Genomic DNA, 26,037 nt, shown 5'->3' on the forward strand with positions numbered 1-26,037 from the left:
TTGTTTTCGACTGAAAAAACAACGGGCCGGAGCGCAAGCGCTCCGGCCCGTCGAGCGGCGATCAGCGTCCGATCAACGCCATGCCCACTGCGGTGTAACGATCGCCGGCGATGGCTTCCGGAGCGAACAGCGTGTCCAACTGCGCCAGTTCCGCCGCCGACAGCGATACCGTCAGCGCGCCGACGTTGTCTTCCAGGTACTTGCGCCGCTTGGTGCCCGGGATCGGCACCAGATGCTCGCCCTGCGCCAGCACCCAGGCCAAGGCCAGTTGCGCCGGCGTGCAGCCCTTGTCGGCGGCGATGCGCTTGACCTGCTCGGCCAGCGCCAGGTTCTTGGCGAAGTTGTCGCCCTGGAACCGCGGCGTGCTCAGGCGGAAATCGTCGCTCTGCAGTTCGCTGGCGCTGGTGATGTTGCCGGTGAGGAAGCCGCGGCCCAGCGGGCTGTAGGGAACGAAGCCGATGCCCAGGCGCTCGCAGACTTCGAATACGCCGTTGTGCTCGGGATCGCGCGTCCACAGCGAGTACTCGCTCTGCACCGCGGTGATCGGATGCACGGCGTGCGCGCGCTCCAGGGTCTGCGCCGACGGCTCGGACAGGCCCAGGTAACGCACCTTGCCTTGGCGCACCAGTTCGGCCATCGCGCCGACGGTCTCTTCGATCGGCACCGAGGCGTCCACGCGGTGCGCGTAGTACAGATCGACGTGATCGGTGCCCAGGCGCTTCAGGCTGCCTTCGATCGAATTGCGCACGTACTCGGGACGGCCGTTGACGCCGCGCGCGGCCGGATTGGCCGGATCGAACACGATGCCGAACTTGGTCGCCAGGAACACCTGCTCGCGGCGGCCCTTGAGCGCGCGGCCCAGCAGTTCCTCGTTGGTGTACGGGCCATAGATGTCCGCGGTGTCCAGGAAGCTCACGCCCAGTTCCAGCGCGCGGTCCAGGGTGGCCAGCGATTCGGTTTCGTCCGCGGCGCCGTAGGCGAAGCTCATGCCCATGCAGCCCAGGCCCAGGGCGGAGACGGCGGGGCCGTTGCGGCCGAGGCGGCGGGTCGGAAGAGTGCTCATGGTGGGGTCTCCTGATCGGAAGGCAGTGCGCGGCCGTGGGGGGAGGGGCCGCGGCGCCCGGTGGGGCGTGGTGTGAACTCTAGGCTCGCGAGATTGATCGAAAAACCGGCGTTGTCCGAATGACTTATGAAGGTTTGCTTCATAATGGGGCCGACTGTCCTGGCTTCGGAGGCTTCATGGCCGCCCATCCTCTGCCTGCTGTTCTGGCGTTCGCCCGCGTCGCCCATTTCGGCAGCTTCACCCGGGCCGCGGCCGAGCTGGAGATCTCGCCGTCGGCGCTGTCGCAGACCGTCCGCGGCCTGGAGAGCAAGCTCGGCGTGCGCCTGCTCAACCGCACCACCCGTCAGGTCAGCCTGACCGAGCACGGCGCGCGCTTCCTCGATCAGATCGGCCCGGGGCTGGCGCAGATCGAGGCCGCGTTCGACGACCTCGACGCGGTCCGTCATCGTCCCACCGGCCGGCTGCGCATCAATGTCGGGCGCACCGCGGCGAAGGTGCTGGTCGAGCCGCGGCTGCCGGAGTTTCTCGCGCGCTATCCCGAGCTGGAAGTGGAGTTGTTCGCCGACGACACGCTGGCCGATCTGGTCGCCGGCGGTTTCGATGCCGGCATCCGGCTCGGCGAATGCCTGGCGCGCGACATGATCGCGCTGCCGGTCGGCGGCATGCAGCGGCAGGTGATCGTGGCGACGCCGGGGTACTTCGAGCATCGCGACAAGCCGCGCACGCCGCAGGAGTTGGTCGGCCACGAATGCATCCGCCTGCGCCTGCCGGGCAGCCGGCGCCTGTATCCGTGGGAGTTCGGCCGCGACGGCCGCGATTTCGAAGTGGATGTGGAAGGGCGGCTGATCTTCAACGACGGCATGATGATCCTCAGCGCCGCGCGCGCGGGCCTGGGGATGGCGCAGTTGTTCGAGCCGATCGCGCGCGAGGATGTGCGCGCGGGGCGGCTGGTCGAGGTGCTGGGCGACTATCAGCCGCCGTTTCCGGGGTTCTACATCTATTACCCGGCGCGCAAGCAGTTGCCGACGAAGTTGCGGGTGTTCGTGGATTTCATGCGCGAGGGGATGTGATGGGACGAACGCCCAGCCCCCGCGAAACAGTTCCCCCCTTTGAAAAAGGGGGGGGAGGGGGGATTTGCTTTTGACTGCGGCGGACAGCGAAGTTCGGCGGAGTTTTTTTAAAGCAAAAGCGAATCCCCCCTGCCCCCCTTTTTCAAAGGGGGGGAACAACAACAGCAAAGGCAACGGCAACAACACCGGTGACTGCGACCCTCGTCGCCTTTGCTGCACCTCACCTCGCCTTTCCCCAGCCGCCATGCGAGGCTGCGGCCGATCCGCCGGGAAGTCGCCATGACCGCATCGCCCGTTCCGTCTGCCTCGCCTTCGGCCCTGCAGGGCGAAGCCGCCCTGGTGCGCGCGCTGGGGCCGTTCCAGCTCGCCGCGTCGATCATCAACATCATCGTCGGCGCCGGCATCTTCATGCTGCCGGCCCTGCTGATGAGCCGCATGGGCGCGAGCGCGCCGCTGGTGTTCGTGGCCGGGGCGATCGCGATCGTGCCCATCGCGCTGTGCTTCTCCGCCGTCGGCAGCCGCGCTTCGGCGACCGGCGGGCCGTACACCTTCGTCGGCGCGGCGTTCGGGCCGTTCGCGGGATTCCTGGCCGGCGCGCTGATGTGGATCTGCAATACGTCCTCAAGCGCGGGCGTGGCCGCGGCCCTGGCCGAACAGGCCGGCAACGCCTGCAACGCGCTGCGCGAACCGCTGCCGCGCGCGCTCTTCATCGCCGCGACTTATGCGCTGCTGTTCGCCCTCAACGCCTTCGGGGTCAAGCTCGGCGCGCGCATGATCGTGCTGCTGGCCACGCTGAAGCTCACGCCGCTGTTCCTGCTCGCCAGCGTGGGGCTGCTGTTCGTGGACTGGAGCTATGTCGGTTTCGCGCAATTGCCGCCGTGGAGCGCGCTGGGGCCGTCGATGGTGCTGGTGGTGTTCGCCTACTCCGGCATGGAGACCGCGCTGGTACCGACCGGCGAGGTGCGCGATCCCTCGCGCCACGTGCCGCGCGCGACGCTGTCGGCGATCGTGGTGGTGGTGTTGCTGTACATCGGCATCCAGATCGCCTGCCAGGGATTGCTCGGCCCGCGCCTGGACGCCAGCACCGCGCCGGTCGCCGACGCCGCCGGCGCGATCTGGTCGCCCGCGCACGGTCTGTTGCTGATCACCGCCGGCGTGTCGATGACCGGGTTCCTGATGGGCAATCTGTTCTCGTCCTCGCGCCTGTTGTTCGCGCTGGGCCGCGACGGCTATCTGCCGCAGGCCTTCGGCCGCGTCGATGCGCGCTATCACGTGCCGCGGGTGGCCCTGGCCGCGCACGCCGGCATCGCCTTGGCGCTGGCGTTGATCGGCAACTTCGAAACCCTGGCGCTGATCTCCGGCGGCGCGATCTGCCTGTTGTTCGCGGCGGTCTCGGTGGCGGCGTGGCGCGCGCAGGCGCTGGACCTGCGCGGCGCCGGCGAACCGTTCCGCCTGCCCGGCGGCAGCTGGCCGATGCCGTTGCTGGCGGTGGCGATCATGGTCGCGATCCTGGCGACGATGACGCCGGCGCAATGGGCGGCGATCGTGGTGTCGCTGATCGTGCTGGTGGCCTTGTACGGCGTGCTGACCTTGCGACGTCGCCACCGGTAGGAGCTGCGGCCGCGACGTGGCCGCAACCTCGCCATTGTGAGGTCGCACTCGCAGTTCGCGCAGTTCATGCCGTTTGATGAGTTACAGGCGTCGTGACCCGCGGCCGGATCAGCGCGCCCGGTCAGGCTTGGGACCGCCGCCGAATGTGTTCTTCATGCGCTTCGACATAAGGGTGTAGGAGATCCAGAATGCGCCGAACAACAGCGCGCACACCATGTCGATCAGCGTGGACCGGAGCAAATACCCCTCTGTTTCCAGCAGGCGTGTCGCCACCATGTGGCGGACCAGCAGCACGGCGATGGTCGCCGCCACGGCATTGCCGACCCACCAGGCGATGAACACCCGCGGGAACCAGCGCGACTTGGCGAAGAACAAGACCAGCGCGATCAGATTCAACAGCAGCAACACGCCTTTGGAGGAGAATACGAAGGTCAGCGACGCGCGCATCGGGTCGCTCAGGTCGAACATCGATCCGAACGATGTGGTGCCCAGAGACAAGATCGATGCGGTGTTGTTCAGGGCCGCTCCCGTGCGCAGGAGCGACCAGCACAAGACGATCGCGACCACGATCAACCAGCCGCCCAAGCCTTTGGGGCCGGAGTTGCGTTCGCTGCTCGGGCCGGAGAACGTCAACGGTGCATCGCCCAGTCGCAATGGGCCGCGCGGCGGCGGTTCCGGTGGACGGTACGGATCTTCGCTGGTCATGCCCGGGCCCCTGGTGGTGTCGTGCGGCTGCACGGCTTGCCCGCTTGAAACCGGGCGCGAACACGACTCGCGCACGATAGCCGTTCCGCCTGCGCTGTCACATCCCGCTGTGCGCTCCAGGATGCGAATCGGCGCGAAAAGAATGGCGATCCGCCCAGTCCGTGCTTGATCCCGGGCCGCCGCTTGTTGCCTACTAGGGCCTGCAAGGGAACAGCGGGAGCCACGCGCCTCGATCATGGCCAGCACCGCCGCCACCGAACCGACCGTTCAAGCGCCCGCCGCGCCGCCGCTCGCGCCCACGCCGATGTCGCGCTGGCGCATCGCCGGTTTCGTCTCGATCTCGCTGCTGCTGGGCCTCACCCAAAGCCTGGGCATGAACCTGGTCGCGTCCAACCTGCAGCAGGTGCAGGGCGCGCTCGGCGCCACCAGCGCCGAGGCGACGTGGCTGCTGACCGCGTACTTCGCCACCAACATCCCCGCCAGCCTGCTGCTGACCAAGTTCCGCCTGCACTACGGTCTGCGCCTGTTCGCCGATCTGGGCATCGGCCTGTTCGTGGTCGCCGCGGTGGTGCACCTGCTCGCCAACGATCTGGACTCGGCCATCGCCGCGCGCGCCGCGCTCGGCATCGCCGCCGCGCCGTTGAGCTCGCTGACGATCCTGTACATGGCGGAAGTGTTCGCCGGGCCGAAGAAGATCGTCGGCCTGATGTTCGGCTTCGCCGCGCTGCAGACCGGCGCGCCGATCTCGCGGATCGTCGCTGAGACCCTGCTGCTCAACGCGCAGTGGCACGGCATCGTGATGTTCGAACTCGGGCTGGCGCTGGCCTGCCTGGCCGCGATCAATCTGCTGCGGGTGACGCCGGTGCCGCGCCAGAACATGTTCGATCGCTGGGACATCGCCAGTTTCCCGCTGTACGCCAGCGCCATCGCGCTGGTGTGCGTGGTGCTTACCCAGGGCCGGTTGCGCTGGTGGCTGGACACGCCGTGGCTGGGCCATTGCCTGGTGGTGGCGGTGCTGTGCGCGGGCGCGTTCGTGGTGATCGAGATGAACCGCTCCAGGCCGATGGTCAACATCCGCTGGCTGCTGCACGGCGGCTACATGGTGCGGCTGGGGCTGGCGATCGTGCTCTCGCGCATGGTGCTGTCGGAGCAATCGGTCGGCGCGGTCGGCCTGCTCAACGTGCTGGGCCTGCTCAACGACCAGATGCATACGATGTTCTGGCTGGTGCTGATCGGCACCGTCGCCGGCTTCGTGGTGACGCTGCCGTTCTTGCCCAGGCAGCGTTTCGACATGCTCGGGCTGATCGCGGTGGCGATCGTCGGCGTGTGCGCCTACATCGATTCGCACGCGACCAATCTGACCCGACCGGCGAACTTCTACATCACCCAGACCTTGATCGCGATGGCCGCGTCGATGTTCCTGGCCAGTTCGATCCTGCTCGCGCTGGTGCGCGTGGTCGCCGACGGCGTGCGCAATCTGGTTACTTTCATCGTCTTGTTCAGCACCACCAACGCGCTCGGCGGCCTGCTCGGCTCGGCCGTGCTCGGCACCTACCTGGCCCAGCGCCAGACCGCGCATTACCAGCATCTGATGCAGCAGCTGACCCTCGGCGATCCGCAGGTGGTGCTGCGGACCCAGCAGCTCGGCGGCGCGGTCGCGCGCGTGGTCGGCGATCCGGCCGCGCGCGGCAATCAGGCGCTGACCTCGCTGAGCCAGCAGGTCACGCGCGAGTCGTGGGTGCTGGCCTACAACGACGTGTTCCTGTCGGTGGCGTGGCTGGCGGTGGTGGTGCTGGTCTGGGTGCTGTTGCTGAAATGGCATCTGTGGCGGCGCGGCCACACCGTGGTGAGTTTCGCCGCGCAAGTGCCCGGGCCGTTCGGGCCGCCGGCTCCACCGCCGCCGGCCGATCCGCCTCGCGACACGCCTGTGACGGCCGCTCCGCTTCAATCCTCGCCAGCCCCATCGATGCCGGCGCTTCCCGCCGCGCCCGCTTCCTGATCCGAAGGACGCCCCAATGCCCTTGAAGACGCCCTTCCAGTCCAAAGCCACGATCCCGGTGATCGCGATCGCCGTCGTCGGCGTGCTGCTGATTCTCTACGCCTGGCGGCTGTGGCCGTTCTCCAGCGCGCGCCAGACCACCGAGAACGCCTACGTGCGCGGCAGCGTCACCGTGGTCGCGCCCAAGGTCGATGGCTATGTCGCCCAGGTCCGCGTGCAGGACTACATGCGGGTCAAGGCCGGGCAGGTGCTGGTCGAACTGGACGATCGCAACTATCGCCAGCGCGTCGATCAGGCCCGCGCCAATCTGGCCGCGCAGCAGGCCAACCTGTCCAACTCGACCCAGGCCCGGCGCGTGCGCGAAGCCGCGGTGGCCAACGTCGAGGCGCAGCTCAAGGCCGCGCAGGCCAACCTCGCCCGCGCCCAGGCCGACATGCGCCGCGCCAGCGCGCTGGTCGGCGACGGCTCGTTGTCGCAGCGCGAACGCGATCAGACCTTGGCGACCCTGCGTCAGGCCGAAGCCGGCCTGGGCCAGGCCCAGGCGGCGCGGCGCTCGGCCGACGAGGACGTGCGCTCGGTGATCGTCAACCGCGATGCGCTCACCGCCGCGGTCGCCAACGCCGAAGCCGCCTTGCGCCTGGCCGAGATCGATCTGGCCAACACCCGCATCCACGCGCCGCAGGACGGCCAGCTCGGCGAGATCGGCGTGCGCCTGGGCCAGTACGTCACCCCGGGCACGCAGCTGATGCAACTGGTGCCGCAGCGGGTGTGGGTGGTGGCGAACTTCAAGGAATCGCAGACCGCGCGCATCCGTCCCGGCCAGTCGGCCTCGTTCCGCATCGACGCGCTCGACGGCGCGACCCTGCGCGGCCACGTCGAACGCCTGTCGCCGGCCACCGGTTCGGAATTCAGCGTGATCAAGACCGACAACGCCACCGGCAACTTCACCAAGGTCGCGCAGCGGCTGCCGGTGCGAATTTCGATCGATCCCGATCAGGAACTGGCCGCGCGCCTGCGTCCGGGCATGTCGGTGGAAGCCACGGTCGATACTGCCAGCAAGATCGACGAAGAAGCGGTGCGCCGCGACGAACAGGCGGCCGCGGCGAACGCGGCGCGCGATGCGGCGGTGCCGGCGGTAGCCACTGGCGCGTCGGACGCGCCGAAAGCGCAGACGCCGCCCGATGCCGCGCCCGCGCCGCCCGCCGATCCGGGCGACGGGAATCCGCGTCGATGAAGCCATCGCGCGCCGCATTCCGAATCTCCGCGTTGGCGCTCGCGGCGAGCCTGCTCGCCGCCTGCGTCAGCATCGCGCCGCCGCCTGAGGTGGCCGCGCCGCCGCCGGCCTGGCGCGACGCGCCCGGCGCCGGCGTGGCGGTGCAGCGCGACTGGTGGCGCGGTTACAACGATCCGGTGCTGGCCGAACTCGTCGACACCGCGCTCGTGCACAACACCGACCTGCGCCTGGCCGTCTCGCGCGTGGCCGAAGCGCGCGCGCTGCTGGACGCGCAGGGCGCGGCGCAGTGGCCGACTCTGGACCTGGGCGTGAGCGCCACGCGTTCGCGCAGCGTCAGCGCCGCCACCGGCCGCGCCAATATTTCCAATGTCAGCCAGCCGCAGTTCCAGGCCGCGTACGAAGTCGATCTGTGGGGCCGGCTCAGCGCACTGACGGATGCGGCGCGCGCCAACCTGCTGGCGAGCGAAACCGGCGCCGACAGCGTGCGGCTGAGCATCGCCGCCGCGGTCGCCTCGGCCTATCTGGGCCTGCGCACCAGCGACGCCCGGCTGGAGGTCGCGCAACGCACCCTGGTGTCGCGCGAGAACGCGCTCAAGCTGGCCAAGCGCCGTTTCGACACCGGTTACACCTCGCGCCTGGAACTGGCCCAGGCCCAGGCCGAGTACCGCGCCACCGCCCAGGTCGTGCCGCAGTTGCAGCTGGCGATCCGGCGCCAGGAAGACGCGCTGTCGGTGCTGCTGGGCCGCGCGCCGCAGGCCATCACGCGCGGCAAGGCGCTGGTGGACATCGCCGCGCCCGCCTTGCCCGCGGCCGGCATGCCCTCGCAACTGCTGCGCCGCCGCCCCGACATCGCCCAGGCCGAAGCGCAGATCGCCGCCAGCGACGCCACCCTCGCCGCCGCGCGCGCGCAGCTGCTGCCGTCGCTGCGTTTGACCGGATCGCTGGGCAGCCTGGAATCGAGCCTGCTGCACGGCGATCCGATCCGCGTGTGGAGCGTCGGCGGCAGCGTGCTGGCGCCGCTGTTCAACCACGGCCGTTTGCGCGCGCAAGCCCAGGCCAGCGCCGCGCGCCGCGATCAGGCCGTACTCGGCTATCAGAAGACCGTGCTGACGGCGTTTTCCGAAGTCGAAGACGCGCTCGCGGCGATCGGCTATCTGCACGAGCAGCGCGATCAGGCCCAGCAACAACAGCAGGCCCTGGCCGAAGCGCTGCGGATCGCGCGCAACCGCTACAACGAGGGGTATGCCTCGTATCTGGAAGAGCTCGATGCGCAGCGCAATTTGTTCAATGCCGAGCTGACGGTGTTGCAGTTGCAGGGCGATGCGTTGACGGCCGAGGTGAACTTGTACAAGGCGCTGGGCGGCGGTTGGGAGGGGACCGCGGTTCGATGAGTCGTTGCGTTGAACTCCCTCTCCCGCTTGCGGGAGAGGGCTGGGGTGAGGGCGCGCGAAGCGACCAACTCACCGCGCGACTGATGCACAGCGACTCTCACGGACAGTCGGTTGCCGAGTTTGCGTAGGGGCTGACGACCCTCACCCCAACCCACCCCGGCCCAAACGCTTTGCGTTTGGGCGTTCGCAGACGCGCGAGCCATGGCTCGCAAGCAGCGTCTGCTCACCCCGCAAGCGGGAGAGGGAGCAAAATCAGGAGCCAGAGCGAAAACGGATATGCGCGGCAACCTCAACTCCGATCCAATTCCGCCAACGCCCTGCCGATAATCTCGAACTCCTTCTCGCACTCATCGTCGTCGATGATGAACCACGCCGCCGACAGGCCCTGAAACGCGACGATCCACTGCAACAGGCGGCGCCGCTCGATCCGGCCGTGTTCCACCACCAGCGCCAGCCGGCGTTCGAACGTGCCCTGCGCCAGCGCGGTTTCTTCATCCGGATCGGTGAACAGATTGGCGAAGTCGAAGCCGCGCTCGCCGATCACGCGCTTGGGATCGATCGCGATCCAGCCGCGCTCGGCGCCGGCGTCCAGCACGTTTTCATGATGGATGTCGGCGTGCAGCGGCATCACTTCGCGCGGTTGCGCCAGCAGTTCCTGCGCGATCTCCCAACTGCGCGCCAGCACGCCGCCGTGGCTGCGCGCATGAGTTTCCAGATCGGCGAACCAAGTCCGCAGCGGCACCAGATCGGCCGGTGCCGGCGCGGCGCGCGGCGCATGCAGCCGTTCCATGGTTTCGCACAGGATGCGCGTGGCCTCGTCGTCGCGGCCGTTGCGCGCCATGTGCGCGAGCGATCGCGGGCCGCAGGCGCGTTCGAGCAGCAAGGCCTCCTCGTCGTGCGCGTACACGCGCGCGGCGCCGTCGCCGTTCCACCACTGCATCATCATGCCGCCGAATTTTTCTTCGGCGTCGCGCGGGATCTTCAACATGGCCGGCTGCGCGCCGTGGCGGACCGGCAGCAGGTCGCTGCTGTGGGTGCGGATCGGCGCGCCGTCGGCGCGCAGATTCCAAAGCGAGAGGTGGCGATCGAAGGGCGTCATGCAGGTCCGGCGCGAGGGCGATGCCTGTCGATGTCGGGACGCGCGCGCGCAAGGCAAGCGCGCCGATGCCGGCCGGATGTTTCTTTGTGTAGCTTCGCGCGCCGGCGCGAGCGCGGGCTCAGTCGGTCTCGGTTTCCTGCGCCGCCGCCGATTCTTCGCGCTCCTTGATCACCTGCGCGGCCTCGGCGTCGGCGGCGACGCGATGGCGCAGGGATTTGCAGCGCTCCACGCCGGCATCGGTCAGCGACAGCGTGTCGCCGTCTTCGTCGAGCTGGGCCAGCGCGGCGTCGATCAGGCGATCGCGCAGGTCCGATGCATGCCGGCCGGGGGCCTGCCCCTGGTCGATGCGTTGCAGGACATCCAGCAGGGCCAAGTCTTCCAGGCTGATCGGATCCACGACGATGCTCCACGACAATAACGCGCACTATGCCACGCACCGCGGCGGCGCAAACCAGGCCGGAAGGCGGGGCCGCGCGGCCGGATGACGCATTCATATTTCGTGCAAAGTCTGCGCACCGATCCGGACAAACGCGGCGCGGGGTCCGGCGCGGATCGGCCCGATTCTCAGCCGCTACGCGTGCGGTCGGCCGCTGCGATCGCGGCGCCCGAAAAACAGAACGCCGCCCGAAGGCGGCGTCCGCTGCAGCGATGATGCGGCGGGCCAGGCCACGCCGCATCGGCGGTCATCAGGCCGCGGCGTCCTTCAACTTCTTGAGCGGACGGACCTTGACCTTCACCGTGGCCGGCTTGGCGGCGAACCACTGCTCTTCCTTGGTGAACGGGTTGATGCCCTTGCGCTTGGGCTTGGCAGCGACGCTGACGGCGGTGATCTTCAGCAGGCCCGGCAGGGTGAACGCGCCGGCGCCCTTCTTGTTGATCGACGCGTGCACGGCGCCTTCAAGCGCGGCGAGCACCGAGCGGATGTCCTTGGCGACCACGCCGGTGGTCTCGGCCAGGTGCGCAACCAGACCCGACTTGCTCAACACTTCCTTGATGGGCTTCGCAGCAGCCGGCTTGGCGGCGGCCTTCGGAGCGGCCTTCTTCTTTGCAGCGGTTTTTTTCGTAGCCATAGTTTTTTCCGGTAGCACTCGTTGGATGGATGGGTTGCCTGGATAACCCCTCGGCAAGGCGGAATGTAGGGCAAGCTCGACGCGCCGCCAAGAGTTTTGACGCAAAAACATGCGTGTTTTTCGCCCGCCCGCGTCCGTTCGTCGGCGCGGCGCTGTGGAAATCCCCGCTGCGGCAGGGTTTTTTCGCCGAATGATGCACCGGCGCGGCTGTGGCGAGAATGGAAAAAATCCCTGAAAAACAAGGCCGATTGCGATTCCTGCGGCGGCGCAGCGCGAGTTTGCGCGCGCCCGGGCGCTCGTTCGCGCGCCGCGCCGATGCCGGTCGCGGGCATTCAGTCGCGGTGCGGCCTGTCGGACGCGCGTATCTGCGAGCGGCGGCCGATCGGGGCTGCGATGCGCGGCACGAATGTGCCTGTCTGTGGATAAAGACCGTGGTGGGCGTCCGCTGCGTCATCACGCGGCGCATACGCCGCGGGCGGATTCGCTATGGCGCGCGCTGGCTTCGCCGCCGCCGCGAGGGCGAGCGGCGGCGCTCAGCCGCGGTGTTCCAGCGCCAGGTATTCGGCCGATTGCATCTCGATCAGGCGCGAGGCGGTGCGCTCGAACGCGCCGCTCAGGCGGTGGCCCTGGTACAGACCGGTCGGCGCGTCGGCCGCGGTGCACACCAGATTGACGTGGCGGTCGTAGAACTCGTCGATCAGATTGATGAAGCGCCGCGCCGCGTCGTCGTGGACGCCGCCGGGGAAAATCGGAATGCCGCCGAGCAGCACGGTGTGATATTCGGTCGCGATCTCGATGTAGTCGCCGGCCGCGCGCGGGCCTTCGCACAGCGCGGCGAAGTCGAACCAGGCATGGCCGTCGGCCAGCGCGCGCACCGGGATATCGCGTCCGTCGATGCGCAGCGGCCCGGTTTCCGGCGTGCAGCCGGCGGCCAGTTCCTTCCAGCGTCCGCTCAGCCAGGCCTCGGACTCGGCGTCCAGCGGCGCGCGATAGACCGGCGAGCGGGTCAGCGCGCGCAGCCGGTAGTCCTGCGCGCTGTCGAGCAGCAGCACCGCGCAGTGGCGCTGGATCAGCTCGATCGCCGGCTTGAAGCGGTCGCGCTGCAGGCCTTCGGCGTACAGATTGGGCGGCGCGGTGTTGGAGGTGGTCACCAGGGTCACGCCTTCGGCGAACAGGCGGTCGAGCAGGCGCCCGAGCAGCATCGCATCGCCGATGTCGATCACGAAGAATTCGTCCAGCACCAGCACGCGCAGCTGATCGCGCCATTGGCGCACGATCTTGGCCAGCGGATCGCTCTCGCCGGCGTGCGCGCGCAGTTGCGCGTGGACCTCGCGCATGAAGCGGTGGAAGTGAGTGCGGCGCTTCTCGGCGATCGGCAGCTGTTCGTAGAACAGGTCGATCAGGAAGGTCTTGCCGCGGCCGACGCCGCCCCACAGATACAGCCCGGGCACGCCTTCGCGCGGCTTGCCGCGCAGGCGGTCGAACAAGCCCTGCGAGGGCGGATCGAGCACGCCGGCATGGATGCGGTCGAGTTCGCGCAGGGCCGGATGCTGCGCCGGATCCTCGCTCCAGTCGCCGCGCGCGACGCCGGCGGCATAGGCCTGCGAGGGCGTCATGACGGCGTGCTGCGGGGCTGCGCTCACGGTTGGCTCAGCATGCGGCCGCCGGCCGACATCAGCCGCACCGGCACGTGCTCCTGGTAGCCATCGGACCAGCTGTCGATGGTCGTGGGCAGTTTCGCCGCCCAGGCCGGATCGTTGCTGTAGTAGCGCAGCTCGGGCTTGTCCTGCTTGTTGTCGGCGCGGATCGCGACCCAGAATTTTCCGTCGGCGGTCTGCATCAGCAGCGCGCGCATGGCGTTGGCCAGGCCGCGCACGTAGCCGTTGGTGACGGTGGCGTTGAGGCCTTCCTGGTCGGCGCGGGTGTCGATCACGTCCAGGCGCTCGACCAGCGCGGCGTAGTCGTCGCCGAGCAATTTGCGCAGGCTCTGGTCGTTTTCCGGCTTGAGCACCACGCCCAGATCGACCAGGTTCCACTGCGTGGTCGCCACCGCTTCGCCCAGGCCGGGCAGGTAGCGGCCGCTGAAATGCACGCCCAGGCCGGCGCCGCAATCGTTGCCGGTGTGCTGCTGCTCGATCTGGATCTGGCGGTGGAAGCGGTGGAAGGTCAGCTCGCACTTGGCGTTGGCGTCGCTGCCCTTGTAGACCATTTCATTGGCGCCGTTGGCGCGCGCGCGGCCCGACAGCAGGCCGGTGTTGGCGCCGTTGCTGGCCTGCAGTTCCATTTCGAACTTGTCCTTGCCGGCCGCCTTGAGCGACAGCGAGGAGCTGCCATCGACGCGGGTCCAGTCGCCGTTCCAGTCGAACTTGCCGCTGATGGCGCCGGGCTTGAGTTCGGTCAGGCGCTCGACATAGGCGCGGCGCAGGCACGGCACCTGGCCGTCGCAGCGGTCGCGTTCCTTGATCCAGGCCAGCTGGTCTTTCTTGAGCTCGCCGCCGTACTGGCTGGCCTTGAGCGCGGCGCGGTAGGCCTGGGCGAGTTCGCCGTCGCGGCCGCTCAGCACCGGGTCGGCGCAGATGGCTTTCTCGTTCTTGCTTTTGGCCTTGGCGCAATCGATGCCGGCCGCGTCGGCGCGGGCCGACCAGGCGAGCGCGGTGAGGCAGGCGCAGGCGTACAGCAGCGCAAAGCTCGGGGCGGGGCGCATCGGGAAAATCCTGTCAGGCCGGAGCGGTTTCCGGCGGAAGATGGGGGCGCACGGAGTTCTTGATCGCACCGCGCAGGTCGATCAGCCGGCGATGGAAGAAATGCGAGGTGTCGGGCATGCGCACCAGTTCGGGCGGCTGGCGCAGGCCGCCGATCCAGGCGTAGACCGCCTCGGGATCGACGATTTCGTCCGCCTCGCCCTGGATAACGATCCACGGATACCCCTGCGGCGGGGCGATGCGGTCGAAGTCCCAGCGTCCGGCCGGCGGCGCGATCGAGATCAGCAGCTTGGGCCGCAGTTCGTCGGCCATGCGCAGCGAGACATAGGCGCCGAAGCTGAAACCGGCCAGCCACAGCTGCGCGTCCGGACGCGTCGCGCGGACCCAGGCGGCGACCGCGCGCAGGTCGTCGCATTCGCCTTCGCCCTGGTCGAACTCGCCCTCGGAGGCGCCGGTGCCGCGGAAGTTGAAGCGCACCGTCGCCGCGCCCGACTCGCGCAGCGCGCGCGCGGCCATGGTCACGACTTTGTTGTGCATGGTCCCGCCCTCGGTCGGCAGCGGGTGGCAGACGATGGCGACGATCGGGCGCGGCGGCGCTTCGGCGGCCTCGACGATCATCTCGATCGCGCCGGCGGGGCCGGGCAGCGTCAGCGCGGTGGACGCGTCGCTGGGAAAGGCGGGGGTGCTCATGCCGCGCATGATACGTGGCGGGGTGAGAGCGGTGTTATGACGGTGTGTTGCGCGTGCCTGGCGGTTACGCGGGCTTTAGCGGGCGGGGGAGCTTTTGTGGGAGGGGCTTCAGCCCCGATGCTTCTGTTACAGGTCGCGGTGAAGTTCCGTTGTGTCGGAGCGGAAGGCATCGGGCCTGAAGGCCCTCCCACAAAAGCTGGCCGTGGCCCCGAAGTCTTTTGTGGGAGGGAGCTTCAGCCCCGATGCTTTTGTTGCAGGTCGCGGTGAAGTTTCGTCGTGGCGGAGCGAAAGGCATCGGGCCTGAAGGCCCTCCCACAAAAGCTTGACGCGGCCACGAAGTCTTTTGTGGGAGGGAGCTTTAGCCCCGATGCTTTTGTCACAGGTCGCGATGAAGTTTCACCGTGTCGGAGCGGAAGGCGTCGGGCCTGAAGGCCCTCCCACAAAAGCCTGACGCGGCCACGAAGTCTTTTGTGGGAGGGAGCTTTAGCCCCGATGCTTTTGTTGCAGGTCGCGGTGAAGTTTCACCGTGTCGGAGCGAAAGGCATCGGGCCTGAAGGCCCTCCCACAAAAGCGGGCCTTCCCGCAAAAGCCTCCTGCCGCGACACGCTTGAACCCCCTCAGCGCGGCATCAGGTCGAAGCCCAGCAGCACCGGGTCGTGATCGGAGCTGCGCCACGGGCCGGCGCCGCCGTTGCGGTAACCGGCGCTCTCGGGTTCGTCGGCGTTGGTGTGCCACTCCACCGCGCCGCGCAGCCGCGCGGCCAGCGCCGGCGAGAGCAGGGCGTGGTCCAGACGGCCCAGTTCACCGTCGTAGACGTAGCTGTAGGGCGATTCGACCTTGGCCACGGCGAACGCGTCCTGCCAGCCGTCGGCATACAACTCGCGCAGCGGTTGTTCCTGCGCATGGGCGTTGAGGTCGCCGACGATCATCGTCAGCTCGCCGCCGCTGCCGGTGGGATCGGTCTTGAGCCAGGCGTCCAGGCGCCGCGACGATTCGCTGCGCGCCGCGTTCCAGCACGAGGCGCCGTCGCCCTGGTCCTTGTCGGCGCCGCTGGCGTTCTTGCCGCAGCCCTTGGACTTGTAGTGATTGGCCACCACCACGAACGCCGGCCCGGGCTTGCGGTCGGCGCCGATGGCGTTGAACGCCTGCGCCATCGGCACCCGCGCCAGCGGCCCGAACGGGCCTTGCTGCAAGGTCGCCGCCGGGCCGCGCGCGGCCACGCGCTGGCCGCGATAGATCAGGCCCACGCGGATCTGATCCTCGCCCGGTCCGCGCGTCGAAGCCGCGCAGGCGTCCTTGCACGCACCCGCCGCGCGCGGCGGGCAGGTCTGCCGGCACGGCGCCGCGTAGCGCCAATCCTGCGGGCCGCCGCTGGCCGCGTCGGCGCGGTCCAGCGCGGCGACAAGCTCGGCCAGGGTCGAGTCGGGGCCGTAGCCGTCGTTCTCCAATTCCATCAATGCGGCGACATCGGGATTGAGCGCGTGAATGGTCTCGACCAATTTGGCTTGCTGCGCCTGATACTCGGCCGGGGTGCGCGCGCCGCGCGGGGTCGGGAACCCGCCGCCGCGGCCGTCGCCGTTGAACAGGTTCTCCAGATTGAAGGCGGAGATGCGCAAGTCGCCGGCAACCTGCGGCACCGGCGGCCGCGGCGCGGCGTGCAGGTCGGGGGCGGCGCTCAGGCGGATACCGTCGTGGCCGGCGACCGGCACCGCCACGCCTTCCACCGCGTCCAGGCGGCTGCCGCTGCGCGCGGCGAAGGCGGCGACGGGCAGGATCGCGGCGTCGCCGGTCAGCAGCAGGCGGCGGCGTTCGTTGTCGGCGGCGATCGCGCGCGCTTGCTCGCTGCCGGGCGCGGCGAGTTCGGAGGGCTGCCACAGCCGGCCGTCGAAGGACACCGCGAGGGTGCGTTGCTCGGGATCGCGCTCGCCCAGGGTCAGCGGCGCGGCGATGCGCACGCGCATGCCTTGCAACGCGCGCCAGTCGGCGGGGGCGCGCTCGATCGCGACCGGCTGGATCGAGGCCAGCGACTTGCGCTGCGCGCGCGAGCTCATCGGAGCGATGCGTTCGGCGTCGATCGCGGTCAGCGAGCGGGCGCGGCCTTTGCGGTCGGGTTCGAGCGTGGCTTCGTAGATGCGGCCGCTGACTTGCACGGTCTGGCCGGGCGCGAGTCCCGCCGCGGCGGCGCCGGTGACCCAGATCGCGTCGGAAGTGGCCGAATCGCCGTCGCCGGCGTCCTGGATCAGCCAGCCGGGGGCTTGGTCCTTACCGGGCAAGGCGGCGGTGACGATGCCGGCGATGGTGACGTGGCGCGCGTCCTTGCCCAGGCCGGCGCGTGCCGCGCCGATCGCGGTCACGCCCGGCGCCGATGCGTTCGCGCCCGATCGGCCGGCCAGCGGTGCGGTGGCGCAGGCGGCCAGCAGCAGGCAGGGCGCGAAGGCGAGGGCGGGGCGGAATCGCGTCATGGCGTGCTCGGCAGGGCGGTGAAGAGTGCGGCCATTATCCGCAGCGGTGTTGCGTGGCGTCGTGTGCCGTCTGGCGGGAAGGGCTGTTTCCCCCGAAGAGGGCTGCTCCCCTTTGAAAGTGCTGTTCCCACCAAGAAGAGAGCTGTTCCCCCCTTTGGAAAAGGGGGGCAGGGGGGATTTGCTTTTGCTCTGCGCTTTAAGGTCTTAGAAGCAACAGCAACAGCGAATCCCCCCTACCCCCCTTTTTCAAAGGGGGGAACAGCACACCCCACAAACAAAAACGCCGCCCGAAGGCGGCGTTCCGTCAGCGCGATACCCCGCGCTTACTTGATATTGCCCAGCATCCAATCGACAGTCGCGGCGACCTGTTCGTTGGTCAGGGCCGGGTTGCCGCCCTTGGGCGGCATCACGCCGCTGGTGCCGGTGAAGCCTTCCACGGCGTGCTTGTGCAAGGTGTCCTTGCCCTTGGAAATGCGCGCCGCCCAATGCGAAGCGTCCAGGGTCGGGGCGCCGCCGGCGCCGGACTTGTGGCAGCCCGCGCACAGGCTGTCGAAGATGACCTTGCCGTCGAGCGTGCCGCCGTAAGCGACCTGCGAGGCCGCCTTGGCCGCCGCCGCGGCGACCGCCGCCTGCTGCGAGGCCGCGCCGGTCGCGCCGGCGTAGACCGCGCCGACCGGACCGATGCGGTTGTCGGTGCGCTGCGCCGCGCGCGGATCGACTTCCTGCGGCAACTGGTGGTGGACGAAGTAGGCCGCGATCATCAGGCCGAGGGTCACCAGCATCAGAAAGCCGATCACCATCGAGAATTTCTTCAGGAATTCGAGGTCGTAATTGCGCACGATCCACCTATTGCGTGCGCCCCGGACCGGGACGCATAGAGCCATCGACGAGGCCGCCACCGGGGATCGGCGCGACCGCTGCACGGACCCGCCGAATAACGGACCCGCCAATCGTCTGCGCCAGGGCAGCGATCGCGGGCCGGGAATGCCGGTCGGGTAGTTCCGCCAGACAGTTTAGCTCAAGCGCGCGCCGCGCGGGCTGGGGCCAGATCCCAGGTCCGCGGCCGGGCATGATCGGCCGCCGGCACCGCGAATGCGCCCTGCGCCTGCATTTGCGCGGTGAACGCCGACCCCTGACTTCCGACCTATACGCCTTGCGCCGGTCCGCGCGCGCCCCTATAACCGTTGCGATCCATGAGCACGGTCACGGACGATGATCGCAGCGCCAAGGACGGGCCCCCGCCCGCGCCCGCGCGCCCCTGCGATCCGGACGCTCCCGCGCCTGTCAGCCTTCACCCTCAAGGACCGCCCTATGTCCCGCTGGACCACGCAAGAACTGCTGACCCGCCTCGCCGTCTCCTTCGGCGCCGATAATGTCGAAGAAGTGCCGACCGCCGACGGCGCGATCCAGGTGACCCTGCCCGACAGCGGCGACCTGGGCATCACTATCGCCCTGACCGATCGCGAGATCTTCGTCTCCACCCCCCTGGTCGAGGCCGCGCAGGTCCGCGACGCGGCCGGCTTCAACGAAGCCTGCCTGCGCCTGAACCCGATCAACCCGCTGTCCAACCTGGGCCTGACCACCATCAACGAACGCGATGTCTACATCGTCTTCGGCGAAATGGCGCCCGACTCCAGCGCCGAGCAGATCGAACTGGAAATCCGCACCCTGGCCGACAACGCGATCGACGCGGTGGAAGCCCTCAAGTCCTATCTGGTGACCGCATGAGCCTGCTGCAGAAAATCCTGACCCTGTTCCGCGGCACCGCCCACGAGGCCGGCCAGGCCGTCGTGGACGCCAACGCGCTGAAGATCCTCGACCAGGAAATCCGCGACGCCGGCAACGAGCTGGTGCGTTCGAAGGAAGAACTGACCAAGGTCATGGCCCAGCGCCAGCTGCAGGCCAACCGCAGCAAGGACCGCTTCGCGAAGAAGGCCGAGTACGAAACCTACATCGCCGGCGCCCTGCGCCAGGGCAACGAGCAGCTCGCGCGCGAAGTCGCCGAGCGCCTGGCCACGGTCGAGACCGACCTGAAGAACGACGAGCAGGCGATCAACAGCTTTGATGCCAGCATCAGCCAGCTCAAGACCGCGATCACCACCACCGAGCGCAAGCTGGCGCGGGTGAAGCAGCAGGTCGATACGGTCAAGGCCACCGAAGCGGTGCAGCGCGCCCAGACCGCGGTCGCCGCGCGTCATTCCGGCGCCACCGGCAAGGTCACCACCGCGCTGGATTCGCTCGAGCGCATCCAGACCCGCCAGGCCGAGCGCGGCGCGCGCCTGCAGGCGGCGGCGCAGCTGGAAGCCGAGAGCGGCGACGGCGACCTCAACGCCCGTCTGGCCAACGCCGGCCTGCTGCCGGAATCGACCAGCGTGGACAACATCCTGGAGCGCTTCCGCGAAAAGCCGGTGCAGCAGTTGACCCACGACAACACCCTGGCGCTGCCGGCGGTGGAAGTGAAGGAAACCGATAAGGTCGAGCGCAAGGATTGATGGCGTTGGCGAGGCGGAGCGATCGGCTTGATGCCGATCGCTTCCTCTTTTGCTCGTCATTCCCGCGAACGCGGGAATCCAGCGACTTTGATCGCGCCGGCCCGGAAGTCACTGGATTCCCGCGTTCGCGGGAATGACGGTCTCGAGGGTTTGCGACGCGTCCGGATGTCCGCGTCACCGCGGCAATCAGCAGCGATCCCGAGCCTCAGCGACAGCAAGCACTACGCACCAAGCACCAGCGCCACCCCGCCGCACACGGACGTAACCAGGCCCACCCACCGAAATGATCGTAATCGGCAAACTCTTCCGCACCCTGCGCGGCCATCTGCGCCGGGTCAGTTGGGGCGTGGTCGCCGCCGCGCTGGCGCTGCACATGGCCGGCACCTGGCTGCTGATGGCCTGGGCCGGGGAAGAAAAACTGCTGGGCTGGGATTCGTTCGTCTACTACTACGTGACCACGGCCAGCACCATCGGTTACGGCGATCTCTCGCCGGGCAGCGCGGCCGGACGCTGGGCTGCGGCCTTGTTCGTGATGCCCGGCGCGATCGCCCTGTTCGCCTCGGTGCTGGCCAAGACCAGCGCGAGCCTGCTCAATTTCTGGAAGCGCCATCAGGTGGGCAAGATGAGCTACGAAGACATGCACGGCCACACCGTGCTGATCGGCTGGCACGGCCGCGAGTCCGAACGGCTGGTGCAACTGCTGCTGGCCGACACCCACACCGACGACGAAGGCATCGTGCTGGTCGCCGAAGGCCTGGCCGAGAATCCGCTGCCCGATCAGATCCGCTTCGTCGCCGCGGCCTCCTACGCCGATTGCAACGAGTACGAACGCGCTGCGCTCAGCCGCGCCGCGCGAGTGATCGTGCACACCGACCACGACGACCGCTCGCTCGCCGCGGTGTTCGCGGTGATGGCGCATCCGCACGAAGCGCACGTGGTCGCGCATTTCGAATCCGCCGCGGTCGCGCAACTGGTGCGCAGCCACTACCCGCACGTGGAATGCACGCGGCCGCTGCACGTGGACGTGATCGCGCGCGCCGCGCAGGACGCCGGCAGTTCGCTGGTGGCCGGCGAATGGCTCGGCGCCGGTGGCCCGACCCAGTTCAGCCTGCAGGTTCCGGCCGCTGCCGCGCCGGTGCTGGCGGCCAAGCTGGCCGGCGCGTTCCGCGCTCAGTCGGCGTTGTGGATCGGCTATCGCGACGGCCGCAGCGCCGCGCCGGTACTCAATCCGCCCGATCATGTCGAGATCGCGCCGGGCACTTTGTTGTATTACCTTGCCGACGCGCGCATCGACAGCGCGCGCGTGCCGTGGGCTTCGCTCGCGGCGCGGTGATCCGGGCCCGGCGCCCGCAGCGAGGCACGAGACGATGAGTTGGTTGAAGGGACTATTCGGCGGCGGCGAAAAACCGCCCGAGACAGCGCAGATGCCGTTCGCCCACGAACTGCCGCTGGGCTTGCGCATCAACGGCCGCGTGGCCTTCGACACGATGATGTTCCGCGCCCATCCGCAGGCCTGGACGATGCGCCTGCCCGAAGGTCACCAGGGCATTCCCTGCTACGGTTACATTGATCTGCGCGGCGGCCACGCCCTGCACCGTTTTTACCTGGACGACGACGCCTACCTGCAGGTCAGCACCGCCAGCGGCCAGGTCGAGGGCATCAAGGCCTTCGTCTTCCAGCAGACCGTGAATCCGGCCAACCAGGCCGAGTTCAAGCGCTTCATCCACGAACACCCGCACCTGGGCGCGGATTCGATCGAATACGCCGGCCGCACCTGGTACCGCGAATTCGGCGACCAGAGCGCGGCGGCCAAGGTGCCGCCGGTGGTCTACGACGAAGTGCTGTACCGCCACGATCCGCCGCGCCGCGACGACGATCTGACCCACTACGCCATGCTCTACCGGCGCGAAGTGCCCGAGCTGGATCGCGAGGAATTCCTGCTGGTCACCGCGGAAGACTACGGCCCGAGCGAATTCGTGATCACCTATGCCATCGGCCTGGATCTGAACACCGCCGATCTGGACATCACCTGAGCGCATCGACGCGCCGCCACCGCATCACCACGCAAGGATCTTCCATGGACGCCCCGATCAACGCCCACAGCTTTCTCAACTTCCTCGCCTACGCCGGCACCGGCATCGGCGTGCTGGTCCTCGCCGCGGTGGCGGTGTTGATGATCACCCCGCATCGCGAGCTGAGCCTGATCCGCGAAGGCAACACCGCCGCGGCCACCGCGTTCTCCGGCACCCTGATCGGCCTGGCGCTGCCGCTGCATTCGGCGATCTCCAACTCGGTGAGCCTGTTCGACGCGGCGATCTGGGGCGCGGTGTCGGTGGTAGTGCAGCTGTTCGCCTTCCTGCTCGCGCGCCTGGTCGCGCCGAAGCTGTCGCAGCAGATCACCAACAACCAGACCGCCGCCGGCATCTTCTCGGCCGGCGTGTCGATCAGCGTCGGCCTGATCAACGCCGCCGCCATGACGCCGTGAGCGATGCCATGACCACGACTTCCAAAACTAAGGACGGCGCGCGCGGCAAGCGCTCGCGCAATCTCAAGCTGGTGCTGATGGCGGTGGCGGTGCCGGCCGTGCTGAGCGGTTGCGACGACGACCCCAGCGGCAAGATCCTGACCTCGCGCGAAGAATGCGCGGTGCAGACCGAGATCTCGCGCGAACAGTGCGAGAAAGCCTATTCGCAGGCGCTGGTCGAGCACGAAAAGCTCGCGCCGCGCTTCGAAAGCGAGCAGGAGTGCAACCAGCAGTTCGGCGCCTGCCAACCGGTGCCGGCGCAATACGCCAACGGCAGCCAGCACAGCTTCATGCCGCCGATGACCGGCTTCCTGGTCGGCTACGCGCTGTCGCAGGCGATGAACGGCGGCCGCAACTACTACCAAATCGGCGGCGTTTCGCCGCTGTACCGCGATTACCGCAGCGGCGGCTATCTGCGCCCGGACGGAAAGCAAGTCAGCAACTCCAGCGGCACGGTCTACGGCAAATCCGCCGGCAACACCGCGCTGCCGGCGCGCGCGGTCACCGTTTCGCGCTCGGGCTTCGGCTCCAGCGCGGCGGCGCGCGGCGGTTTCGGCGGCAGCCACAGCAGCGGCTCAGGCCGCGGCGGCGGCGGTTGGGGCGGTTGATCGCGCCCGCCGGGTTTCGCCTCGTTCTCTCGCGGGCCGCAATCGCTGCGGCCCTCATCATCGGAATCGCATGAAACGCATCGCCGCGAACGAACGCCCCGACTGGCGCGAACAAGCCCAGTCGCTGGGTTTCCATTTCCACACCATCGACGGCGCGCCGTACTGGGACGAGCGCGCTTACTACGCCTTCGGCCTGCGCCAGATCGAAGACGACATCGAGCAGCCGACCCAGGAGCTGCACGACATGTCGATGGCGCTGGTCGATGAAGTGGTCGGCTCGGAAGAACTGCTGACCCGGCTGGCGATTCCCGCCACGCATTGGGACTGGATCGCCGATTCGTGGCGCCGTGGCGAGCCGCATCTGTACGGGCGCATGGACCTGGCCTACGACGGCGTCGGCCCGGCCAAGTTGTACGAACTCAATTACGACACGCCCACTTCGCTGTACGAAGCGGCGTATTTCCAGTGGTTGTGGCTGGAGCAGAACATCCAGCGCGGCGTGCTGACGGAGGGCAGCGACCAGTACAACCGCATCCAGGAACTGCTGATCGAAACCTTCGGCGCCCTGGCGCTGGACAAGCGCATCGCCACGCCGGTGCATTTCGCCGCGGTCGAGGACTCGGTCGAGGATCAGGGCACGGTGCGTTATCTGCGCGACTGCGCCGAGCAGGCCGGCGTCAACACGCTGGAGCTGAGCATCGAAGGCATCGGCATGAGCGCCGAAGGCTGGTTCACCGACGACGAAGACCGGGTGATCCGCACGCTGTTCAAGCTGTATCCGCTGGAATGGATGTTCGTGGAAGAATACGGCGCCAAGCTCGCCGCCTCGCAAGTGCAGCTGATCGAGCCGGCGTGGAAGGCGATCCTGAGCAACAAGGGCGTGCTGCCGTTGCTGTGGGAACGCCATCGCGGCCATCGCAATCTGCTCGAAGCGTATTTCGATGAGGAAACTCCGGCCGAGTTGAGCGCGGGCTGGGTGCGCAAGCCGCTGTTCTCGCGCGAAGGCGCCAACATCGAGCTGGTCGATGCCAATGGACAGCGTTTGAGCAGCGACGGCCCCTACGCCGGCGGCCCGACCATTCGCCAGGCCCTGCACCCGCTGCCGCGTTTCGACGGCGCCGACGGCGCCGCCAACTATCCGCTGATCGGCAGTTGGGTGGTCGCCGACAACGCCGCCGGCATGGGCATTCGCGAAGACGCGGGCCTGATCACCCAGGACACCTCGCGCTTCGTGCCGCACGCGATCGTCGAAGACTGATCGCGCTGCCGAAGGTGAGCGGCGGCGACGCTGCTCGCGCGCTGACGATCCATGCCGTCGGGCGCGGCCCGTCGAACCGGCGTCCGATCGCGGCCGAGCACGCGAATCGCAGCACGATTCGCGTGCGCTCACGCATGGCGTGAAACGGATCACGCTTGCGCCGCAGCGCGGAAAGCATCCTTTTTATGCATTCGATCTACACATCGTCGTGGAGATCGCGAAATTCCGCTTGAGCGCACGTTTTACCGTGCAATTTCCGCTTGCCGCGATGCTCGCCGCCTCGCGGATCGGATCGAAGATGCGGCCAGCGTCGTCGCCACCGTCGCTGCCCGTCGCCGGATACTCCGGCATTTCGATTCAATTATTGAGGGGAAGTCACGTATGTCATTCCAATCCGATCTGCCCAAGTGCGCAGTACTGAGCCTGGCCCTGGCCGCGGCATTGACCGCTTCGGCCGCGCATGCGGCCGATACCGGCAAGGCGCTGGCGGTGAAGCAGGCGCGCGGCCTGATCGCCGGCCATCTGAGCGCGTTACAAGGCAATAGCGAAGACGCTTTCGAAGCGCGCGATGCGGTCGTCGATAAGGACGGCTCCGAGCATGTGCGTTTCGATCGGACCTATCGCGGCCTGCGCGTGGTCGGCGGCGATGTGGTGGTGAAATCGCAGCGCGGCCAGTTGCATTCGGTGCTGTTGACTCTGCGCAGCAAGCTGCGTCCGTCGCTGGCCGCGCGTCTGGGCAAGGATGAGGCCGCGGTCGAGGCCGGCGCACGTTTCGGCGATCGCATTGAACAGGTACGCGGCAACGATCTGGTGGTCTACGCGCGCGGCGCCAAGCCGGTGCTGGCCTATGAAGTAACGCTGCAGGGCGAGGCCGGCGACAACCACTCGGGCCTGATGTCGTATTACATCGACGCCATCAGCGGCAAAGTGCTCGACGTGCAGGATCTGATCCAGACCGCCGCCGCGACCGGCGTCGGCAAATCGCTCTACTACGGCGATCTGAGCATCTCCACCGATAAGAAGAGCGAGACCAAGTACGACCTGATCGACACCACCCGCGGCAGTGGTAGCGTCTACGACGCCAAGGGCGGGGTCGTGTCGGGCTTGTTCGACATCTTATCGACGACCGGCAGCGCCACCTTGATGAGCGACACCGACAACGTCTGGGGCAACCACACGACCGGCGATCGCGCGACCGTCGCGGCCGACATCCATTACGGTGTCGGCGTGACCTGGGACTATTTCAAGAACGTGCACGGGCGCAGCGGCCTGGCTGGCGACGGCAAGGGCGTGAAGAGCTATGCGCACACCAATTTCAAGACCAAGAGCGGCGCGATCACCGGCGCGAATGCCGCCTACGTGGCGCTGGTCAAGTCGATGTTCTACGGCGACGGCGATGCTGCGCGCGGCTACAGCCCGGTCGTCGGCATCGACGTGGCCGGCCACGAAATGGCCCATGGCGTGACTGCTGCCACCGCCGGGCTGGCCTACTCGGGCGACGCTGGCGGCCTCAACGAAACGACCTCGGACATCTTCGGTACCCTGGTCGAGTTCTACGCCAACAACGCCAACGATCCGGCCGACTACCGCATCGGCGAGAAGATGCGCACCGACGGCGGCGCCTTCCGCGACACGTACAACCAGGCCGCCGACGGCAAGTCGTTCAATTGCTATATCCCCGGCGGCTTCGATGCGTCTTTATCCGACGGAATTCATAATCCTCACTACACCTCGGGCGTGGGCAATCGGTTTTTCTATTTGGCGGCCGAGGGGGCTGTCGCTCCGGCGGGCACAGGCCTGACGCCGGCCCAGTTGGTCTGCAACGGCGATACCGGCGTGACCGGCATCGGCCGCGACAAGGTCGGCAAGATCTGGTATCGCGCATTGACCACCAAGTTCACCAGCAACACGACCTATCCGCAGGCCCGCGCGGCGACACTGGCGGCGGCGGCCGAGCTGTACGGCGCCGGTTCCGCCGAGCAGGCGGCGGTGGCGCGCGCCTGGAGCGCGGTCAAGGTCAACTGACCGTCGGTCGGCAACGGTTGTAAGCGAACGGCCC

29 protein-coding genes are annotated in these 26,037 nt (G+C 68.3%); 18 read left to right on the forward strand and 11 right to left on the reverse strand.

What is annotated here, in order from left to right:
• Positions 1–61: 61 nt before the first annotated feature.
• Positions 62–1,063 (reverse strand): aldo/keto reductase, encoded by a 1,002-nt coding sequence (locus AB4Y92_RS12925; protein ID WP_441820015.1) that lies wholly within the window; start codon positions 1,061–1,063, stop codon positions 62–64.
• Between the two features lie 176 nt (positions 1,064–1,239).
• Here AB4Y92_RS12925 and AB4Y92_RS12930 point away from each other — a divergent pair, with 176 nt between their 5' ends.
• Together AB4Y92_RS12930 and AB4Y92_RS12935 are read left to right on the forward strand one after the other, a co-directional pair.
• Positions 1,240–2,133, forward strand: a complete 894-nt coding sequence (locus AB4Y92_RS12930; protein ID WP_441820016.1) for a LysR substrate-binding domain-containing protein — start codon at positions 1,240–1,242, stop codon at positions 2,131–2,133.
• 279 nt (positions 2,134–2,412) lie between these two features.
• Positions 2,413–3,744: an APC family permease gene (locus AB4Y92_RS12935; protein WP_441820017.1), complete on the forward strand. Its 1,332-nt coding sequence runs from the start codon at positions 2,413–2,415 to the stop codon at positions 3,742–3,744.
• Positions 3,745–3,852: 108 nt separating this feature from the next.
• Here the strand turns inward: AB4Y92_RS12935 and AB4Y92_RS12940 are convergent, their stop codons facing one another.
• Positions 3,853–4,449, reverse strand: a complete 597-nt coding sequence (locus tag AB4Y92_RS12940; protein WP_441820018.1) for a DUF2569 family protein — start codon at positions 4,447–4,449, stop codon at positions 3,853–3,855.
• A gap of 235 nt (positions 4,450–4,684) precedes the next feature.
• On the opposite strand from AB4Y92_RS12940, the gene AB4Y92_RS12945 reads away from it, so the two are divergent.
• Genes AB4Y92_RS12945 through AB4Y92_RS12955 form a run of 3 tightly spaced genes read left to right on the forward strand, consistent with a single transcriptional unit; the run spans position 4,685 to position 9,073 of the window.
• Complete coding sequence (locus tag AB4Y92_RS12945) at positions 4,685–6,448, forward strand: MFS transporter (protein WP_441820019.1); 1,764 nt, start codon at positions 4,685–4,687, stop codon at positions 6,446–6,448.
• 16 nt (positions 6,449–6,464) lie between these two features.
• On the forward strand, positions 6,465–7,682 hold the full coding sequence (locus AB4Y92_RS12950; protein ID WP_441820020.1) for an HlyD family secretion protein: 1,218 nt from the start codon (positions 6,465–6,467) through the stop codon (positions 7,680–7,682).
• Positions 7,679–9,073: an efflux transporter outer membrane subunit gene (locus AB4Y92_RS12955; RefSeq protein WP_441820021.1), complete on the forward strand. Its 1,395-nt coding sequence runs from the start codon at positions 7,679–7,681 to the stop codon at positions 9,071–9,073. Before AB4Y92_RS12950 ends, AB4Y92_RS12955 begins: the two co-directional genes overlap by 4 nt.
• A gap of 289 nt (positions 9,074–9,362) precedes the next feature.
• On the opposite strand, the gene AB4Y92_RS12960 is transcribed toward AB4Y92_RS12955, so the two are convergent.
• From AB4Y92_RS12960 to AB4Y92_RS12990, 7 genes are all read right to left on the reverse strand, one after another.
• Positions 9,363–10,172 carry an aminoglycoside phosphotransferase family protein gene (locus AB4Y92_RS12960; protein WP_441820022.1) on the reverse strand — a complete coding sequence of 270 codons (810 nt, stop codon included), beginning with the start codon at positions 10,170–10,172 and terminating at the stop codon, positions 9,363–9,365.
• A 118-nt stretch (positions 10,173–10,290) separates the two neighbouring features.
• Positions 10,291–10,569, reverse strand: a complete 279-nt coding sequence (locus AB4Y92_RS12965) for a hypothetical protein (RefSeq protein ID WP_441820023.1) — start codon at positions 10,567–10,569, stop codon at positions 10,291–10,293.
• Positions 10,570–10,858: 289 nt separating this feature from the next.
• On the reverse strand, positions 10,859–11,242 hold the full coding sequence (locus tag AB4Y92_RS12970) for an HU family DNA-binding protein (protein WP_057945111.1): 384 nt from the start codon (positions 11,240–11,242) through the stop codon (positions 10,859–10,861).
• Positions 11,243–11,775: 533 nt separating this feature from the next.
• Positions 11,776–12,858 (reverse strand): cell division protein ZapE, encoded by a 1,083-nt coding sequence (gene zapE / locus AB4Y92_RS12975; RefSeq protein WP_441820104.1) that lies wholly within the window; start codon positions 12,856–12,858, stop codon positions 11,776–11,778.
• Between the two features lie 23 nt (positions 12,859–12,881).
• Positions 12,882–13,946 carry a lysozyme inhibitor LprI family protein gene (locus tag AB4Y92_RS12980; RefSeq protein ID WP_441820024.1) on the reverse strand — a complete coding sequence of 355 codons (1,065 nt, stop codon included), beginning with the start codon at positions 13,944–13,946 and terminating at the stop codon, positions 12,882–12,884.
• Positions 13,947–13,959: 13 nt separating this feature from the next.
• The gene (locus AB4Y92_RS12985; RefSeq protein WP_057945108.1) at positions 13,960–14,634 is read right to left on the reverse strand and encodes an alpha/beta hydrolase; all 675 of its coding nucleotides are present in this window, start codon (positions 14,632–14,634) and stop codon (positions 13,960–13,962) included.
• Complete coding sequence (locus tag AB4Y92_RS12990) at positions 14,631–14,804, reverse strand: DUF6053 domain-containing protein (RefSeq protein ID WP_441820025.1); 174 nt, start codon at positions 14,802–14,804, stop codon at positions 14,631–14,633. The genes AB4Y92_RS12985 and AB4Y92_RS12990 overlap by 4 nt, the downstream gene beginning before the upstream one ends.
• On the opposite strand from AB4Y92_RS12990, the gene AB4Y92_RS12995 reads away from it, so the two are divergent.
• Genes AB4Y92_RS12995 through AB4Y92_RS13010 form a run of 4 tightly spaced genes read left to right on the forward strand, consistent with a single transcriptional unit; the run spans position 14,731 to position 15,294 of the window.
• Complete coding sequence (locus AB4Y92_RS12995) at positions 14,731–14,901, forward strand: DUF6053 domain-containing protein (protein ID WP_441820026.1); 171 nt, start codon at positions 14,731–14,733, stop codon at positions 14,899–14,901. The genes AB4Y92_RS12990 and AB4Y92_RS12995 overlap by 74 nt on opposite strands.
• Positions 14,853–14,960 (forward strand): DUF6053 domain-containing protein, encoded by a 108-nt coding sequence (locus tag AB4Y92_RS13000; protein ID WP_441820027.1) that lies wholly within the window; start codon positions 14,853–14,855, stop codon positions 14,958–14,960. The genes AB4Y92_RS12995 and AB4Y92_RS13000 overlap by 49 nt, the downstream gene beginning before the upstream one ends.
• 17 nt (positions 14,961–14,977) lie before the next feature.
• Positions 14,978–15,085, forward strand: a complete 108-nt coding sequence (locus tag AB4Y92_RS13005) for a DUF6053 domain-containing protein (protein WP_441820028.1) — start codon at positions 14,978–14,980, stop codon at positions 15,083–15,085.
• Positions 15,086–15,102: 17 nt separating this feature from the next.
• Positions 15,103–15,294 carry a DUF6053 domain-containing protein gene (locus AB4Y92_RS13010; RefSeq protein ID WP_441820029.1) on the forward strand — a complete coding sequence of 64 codons (192 nt, stop codon included), beginning with the start codon at positions 15,103–15,105 and terminating at the stop codon, positions 15,292–15,294.
• Here AB4Y92_RS13010 and AB4Y92_RS13015 read toward each other — a convergent pair.
• Together AB4Y92_RS13015 and AB4Y92_RS13020 are read right to left on the reverse strand one after the other, a co-directional pair.
• Positions 15,252–17,096, reverse strand: a complete 1,845-nt coding sequence (locus AB4Y92_RS13015) for an ExeM/NucH family extracellular endonuclease (RefSeq protein ID WP_441820030.1) — start codon at positions 17,094–17,096, stop codon at positions 15,252–15,254. The genes AB4Y92_RS13010 and AB4Y92_RS13015 overlap by 43 nt on opposite strands.
• A gap of 323 nt (positions 17,097–17,419) precedes the next feature.
• Positions 17,420–17,935 carry a c-type cytochrome gene (locus AB4Y92_RS13020; protein WP_441820031.1) on the reverse strand — a complete coding sequence of 172 codons (516 nt, stop codon included), beginning with the start codon at positions 17,933–17,935 and terminating at the stop codon, positions 17,420–17,422.
• A gap of 472 nt (positions 17,936–18,407) precedes the next feature.
• Here AB4Y92_RS13020 and AB4Y92_RS13025 point away from each other — a divergent pair, with 472 nt between their 5' ends.
• From AB4Y92_RS13025 to AB4Y92_RS13065, 9 genes are all read left to right on the forward strand, one after another.
• On the forward strand, positions 18,408–18,824 hold the full coding sequence (locus AB4Y92_RS13025) for a YjfI family protein (protein WP_057945106.1): 417 nt from the start codon (positions 18,408–18,410) through the stop codon (positions 18,822–18,824).
• Positions 18,821–19,588 carry a PspA/IM30 family protein gene (locus AB4Y92_RS13030; protein ID WP_441820032.1) on the forward strand — a complete coding sequence of 256 codons (768 nt, stop codon included), beginning with the start codon at positions 18,821–18,823 and terminating at the stop codon, positions 19,586–19,588. Before AB4Y92_RS13025 ends, AB4Y92_RS13030 begins: the two co-directional genes overlap by 4 nt.
• 283 nt (positions 19,589–19,871) lie before the next feature.
• Complete coding sequence (locus AB4Y92_RS13035) at positions 19,872–20,921, forward strand: potassium channel family protein (RefSeq protein WP_441820033.1); 1,050 nt, start codon at positions 19,872–19,874, stop codon at positions 20,919–20,921.
• A gap of 34 nt (positions 20,922–20,955) precedes the next feature.
• Entirely contained in the window at positions 20,956–21,621 is a 666-nt protein-coding gene (locus AB4Y92_RS13040; RefSeq protein ID WP_441820034.1) for a DUF2491 family protein, read from the forward strand.
• Between the two features lie 44 nt (positions 21,622–21,665).
• Positions 21,666–22,073, forward strand: a complete 408-nt coding sequence (locus tag AB4Y92_RS13045; RefSeq protein WP_441820035.1) for a DUF350 domain-containing protein — start codon at positions 21,666–21,668, stop codon at positions 22,071–22,073.
• 8 nt (positions 22,074–22,081) lie between these two features.
• Complete coding sequence (locus AB4Y92_RS13050; protein ID WP_441820036.1) at positions 22,082–22,720, forward strand: DUF1190 domain-containing protein; 639 nt, start codon at positions 22,082–22,084, stop codon at positions 22,718–22,720.
• A 70-nt stretch (positions 22,721–22,790) separates the two neighbouring features.
• Positions 22,791–23,978 (forward strand): glutathionylspermidine synthase family protein, encoded by a 1,188-nt coding sequence (locus AB4Y92_RS13055; protein ID WP_441820037.1) that lies wholly within the window; start codon positions 22,791–22,793, stop codon positions 23,976–23,978.
• Between the two features lie 139 nt (positions 23,979–24,117).
• Positions 24,118–24,399, forward strand: coding sequence for a hypothetical protein (locus AB4Y92_RS13060; RefSeq protein ID WP_441820038.1), 282 nt, complete (start codon positions 24,118–24,120; stop codon positions 24,397–24,399).
• Positions 24,360–26,003, forward strand: a complete 1,644-nt coding sequence (locus AB4Y92_RS13065) for a M4 family metallopeptidase (RefSeq protein WP_441820039.1) — start codon at positions 24,360–24,362, stop codon at positions 26,001–26,003. Before AB4Y92_RS13060 ends, AB4Y92_RS13065 begins: the two co-directional genes overlap by 40 nt.
• Positions 26,004–26,037: the final 34 nt, after the last annotated feature.

Source organism: Lysobacter sp. TAB13 (assembly GCF_052113885.1).
GTDB classification, from domain to species: domain Bacteria; phylum Pseudomonadota; class Gammaproteobacteria; order Xanthomonadales; family Xanthomonadaceae; genus Lysobacter; species Lysobacter gummosus.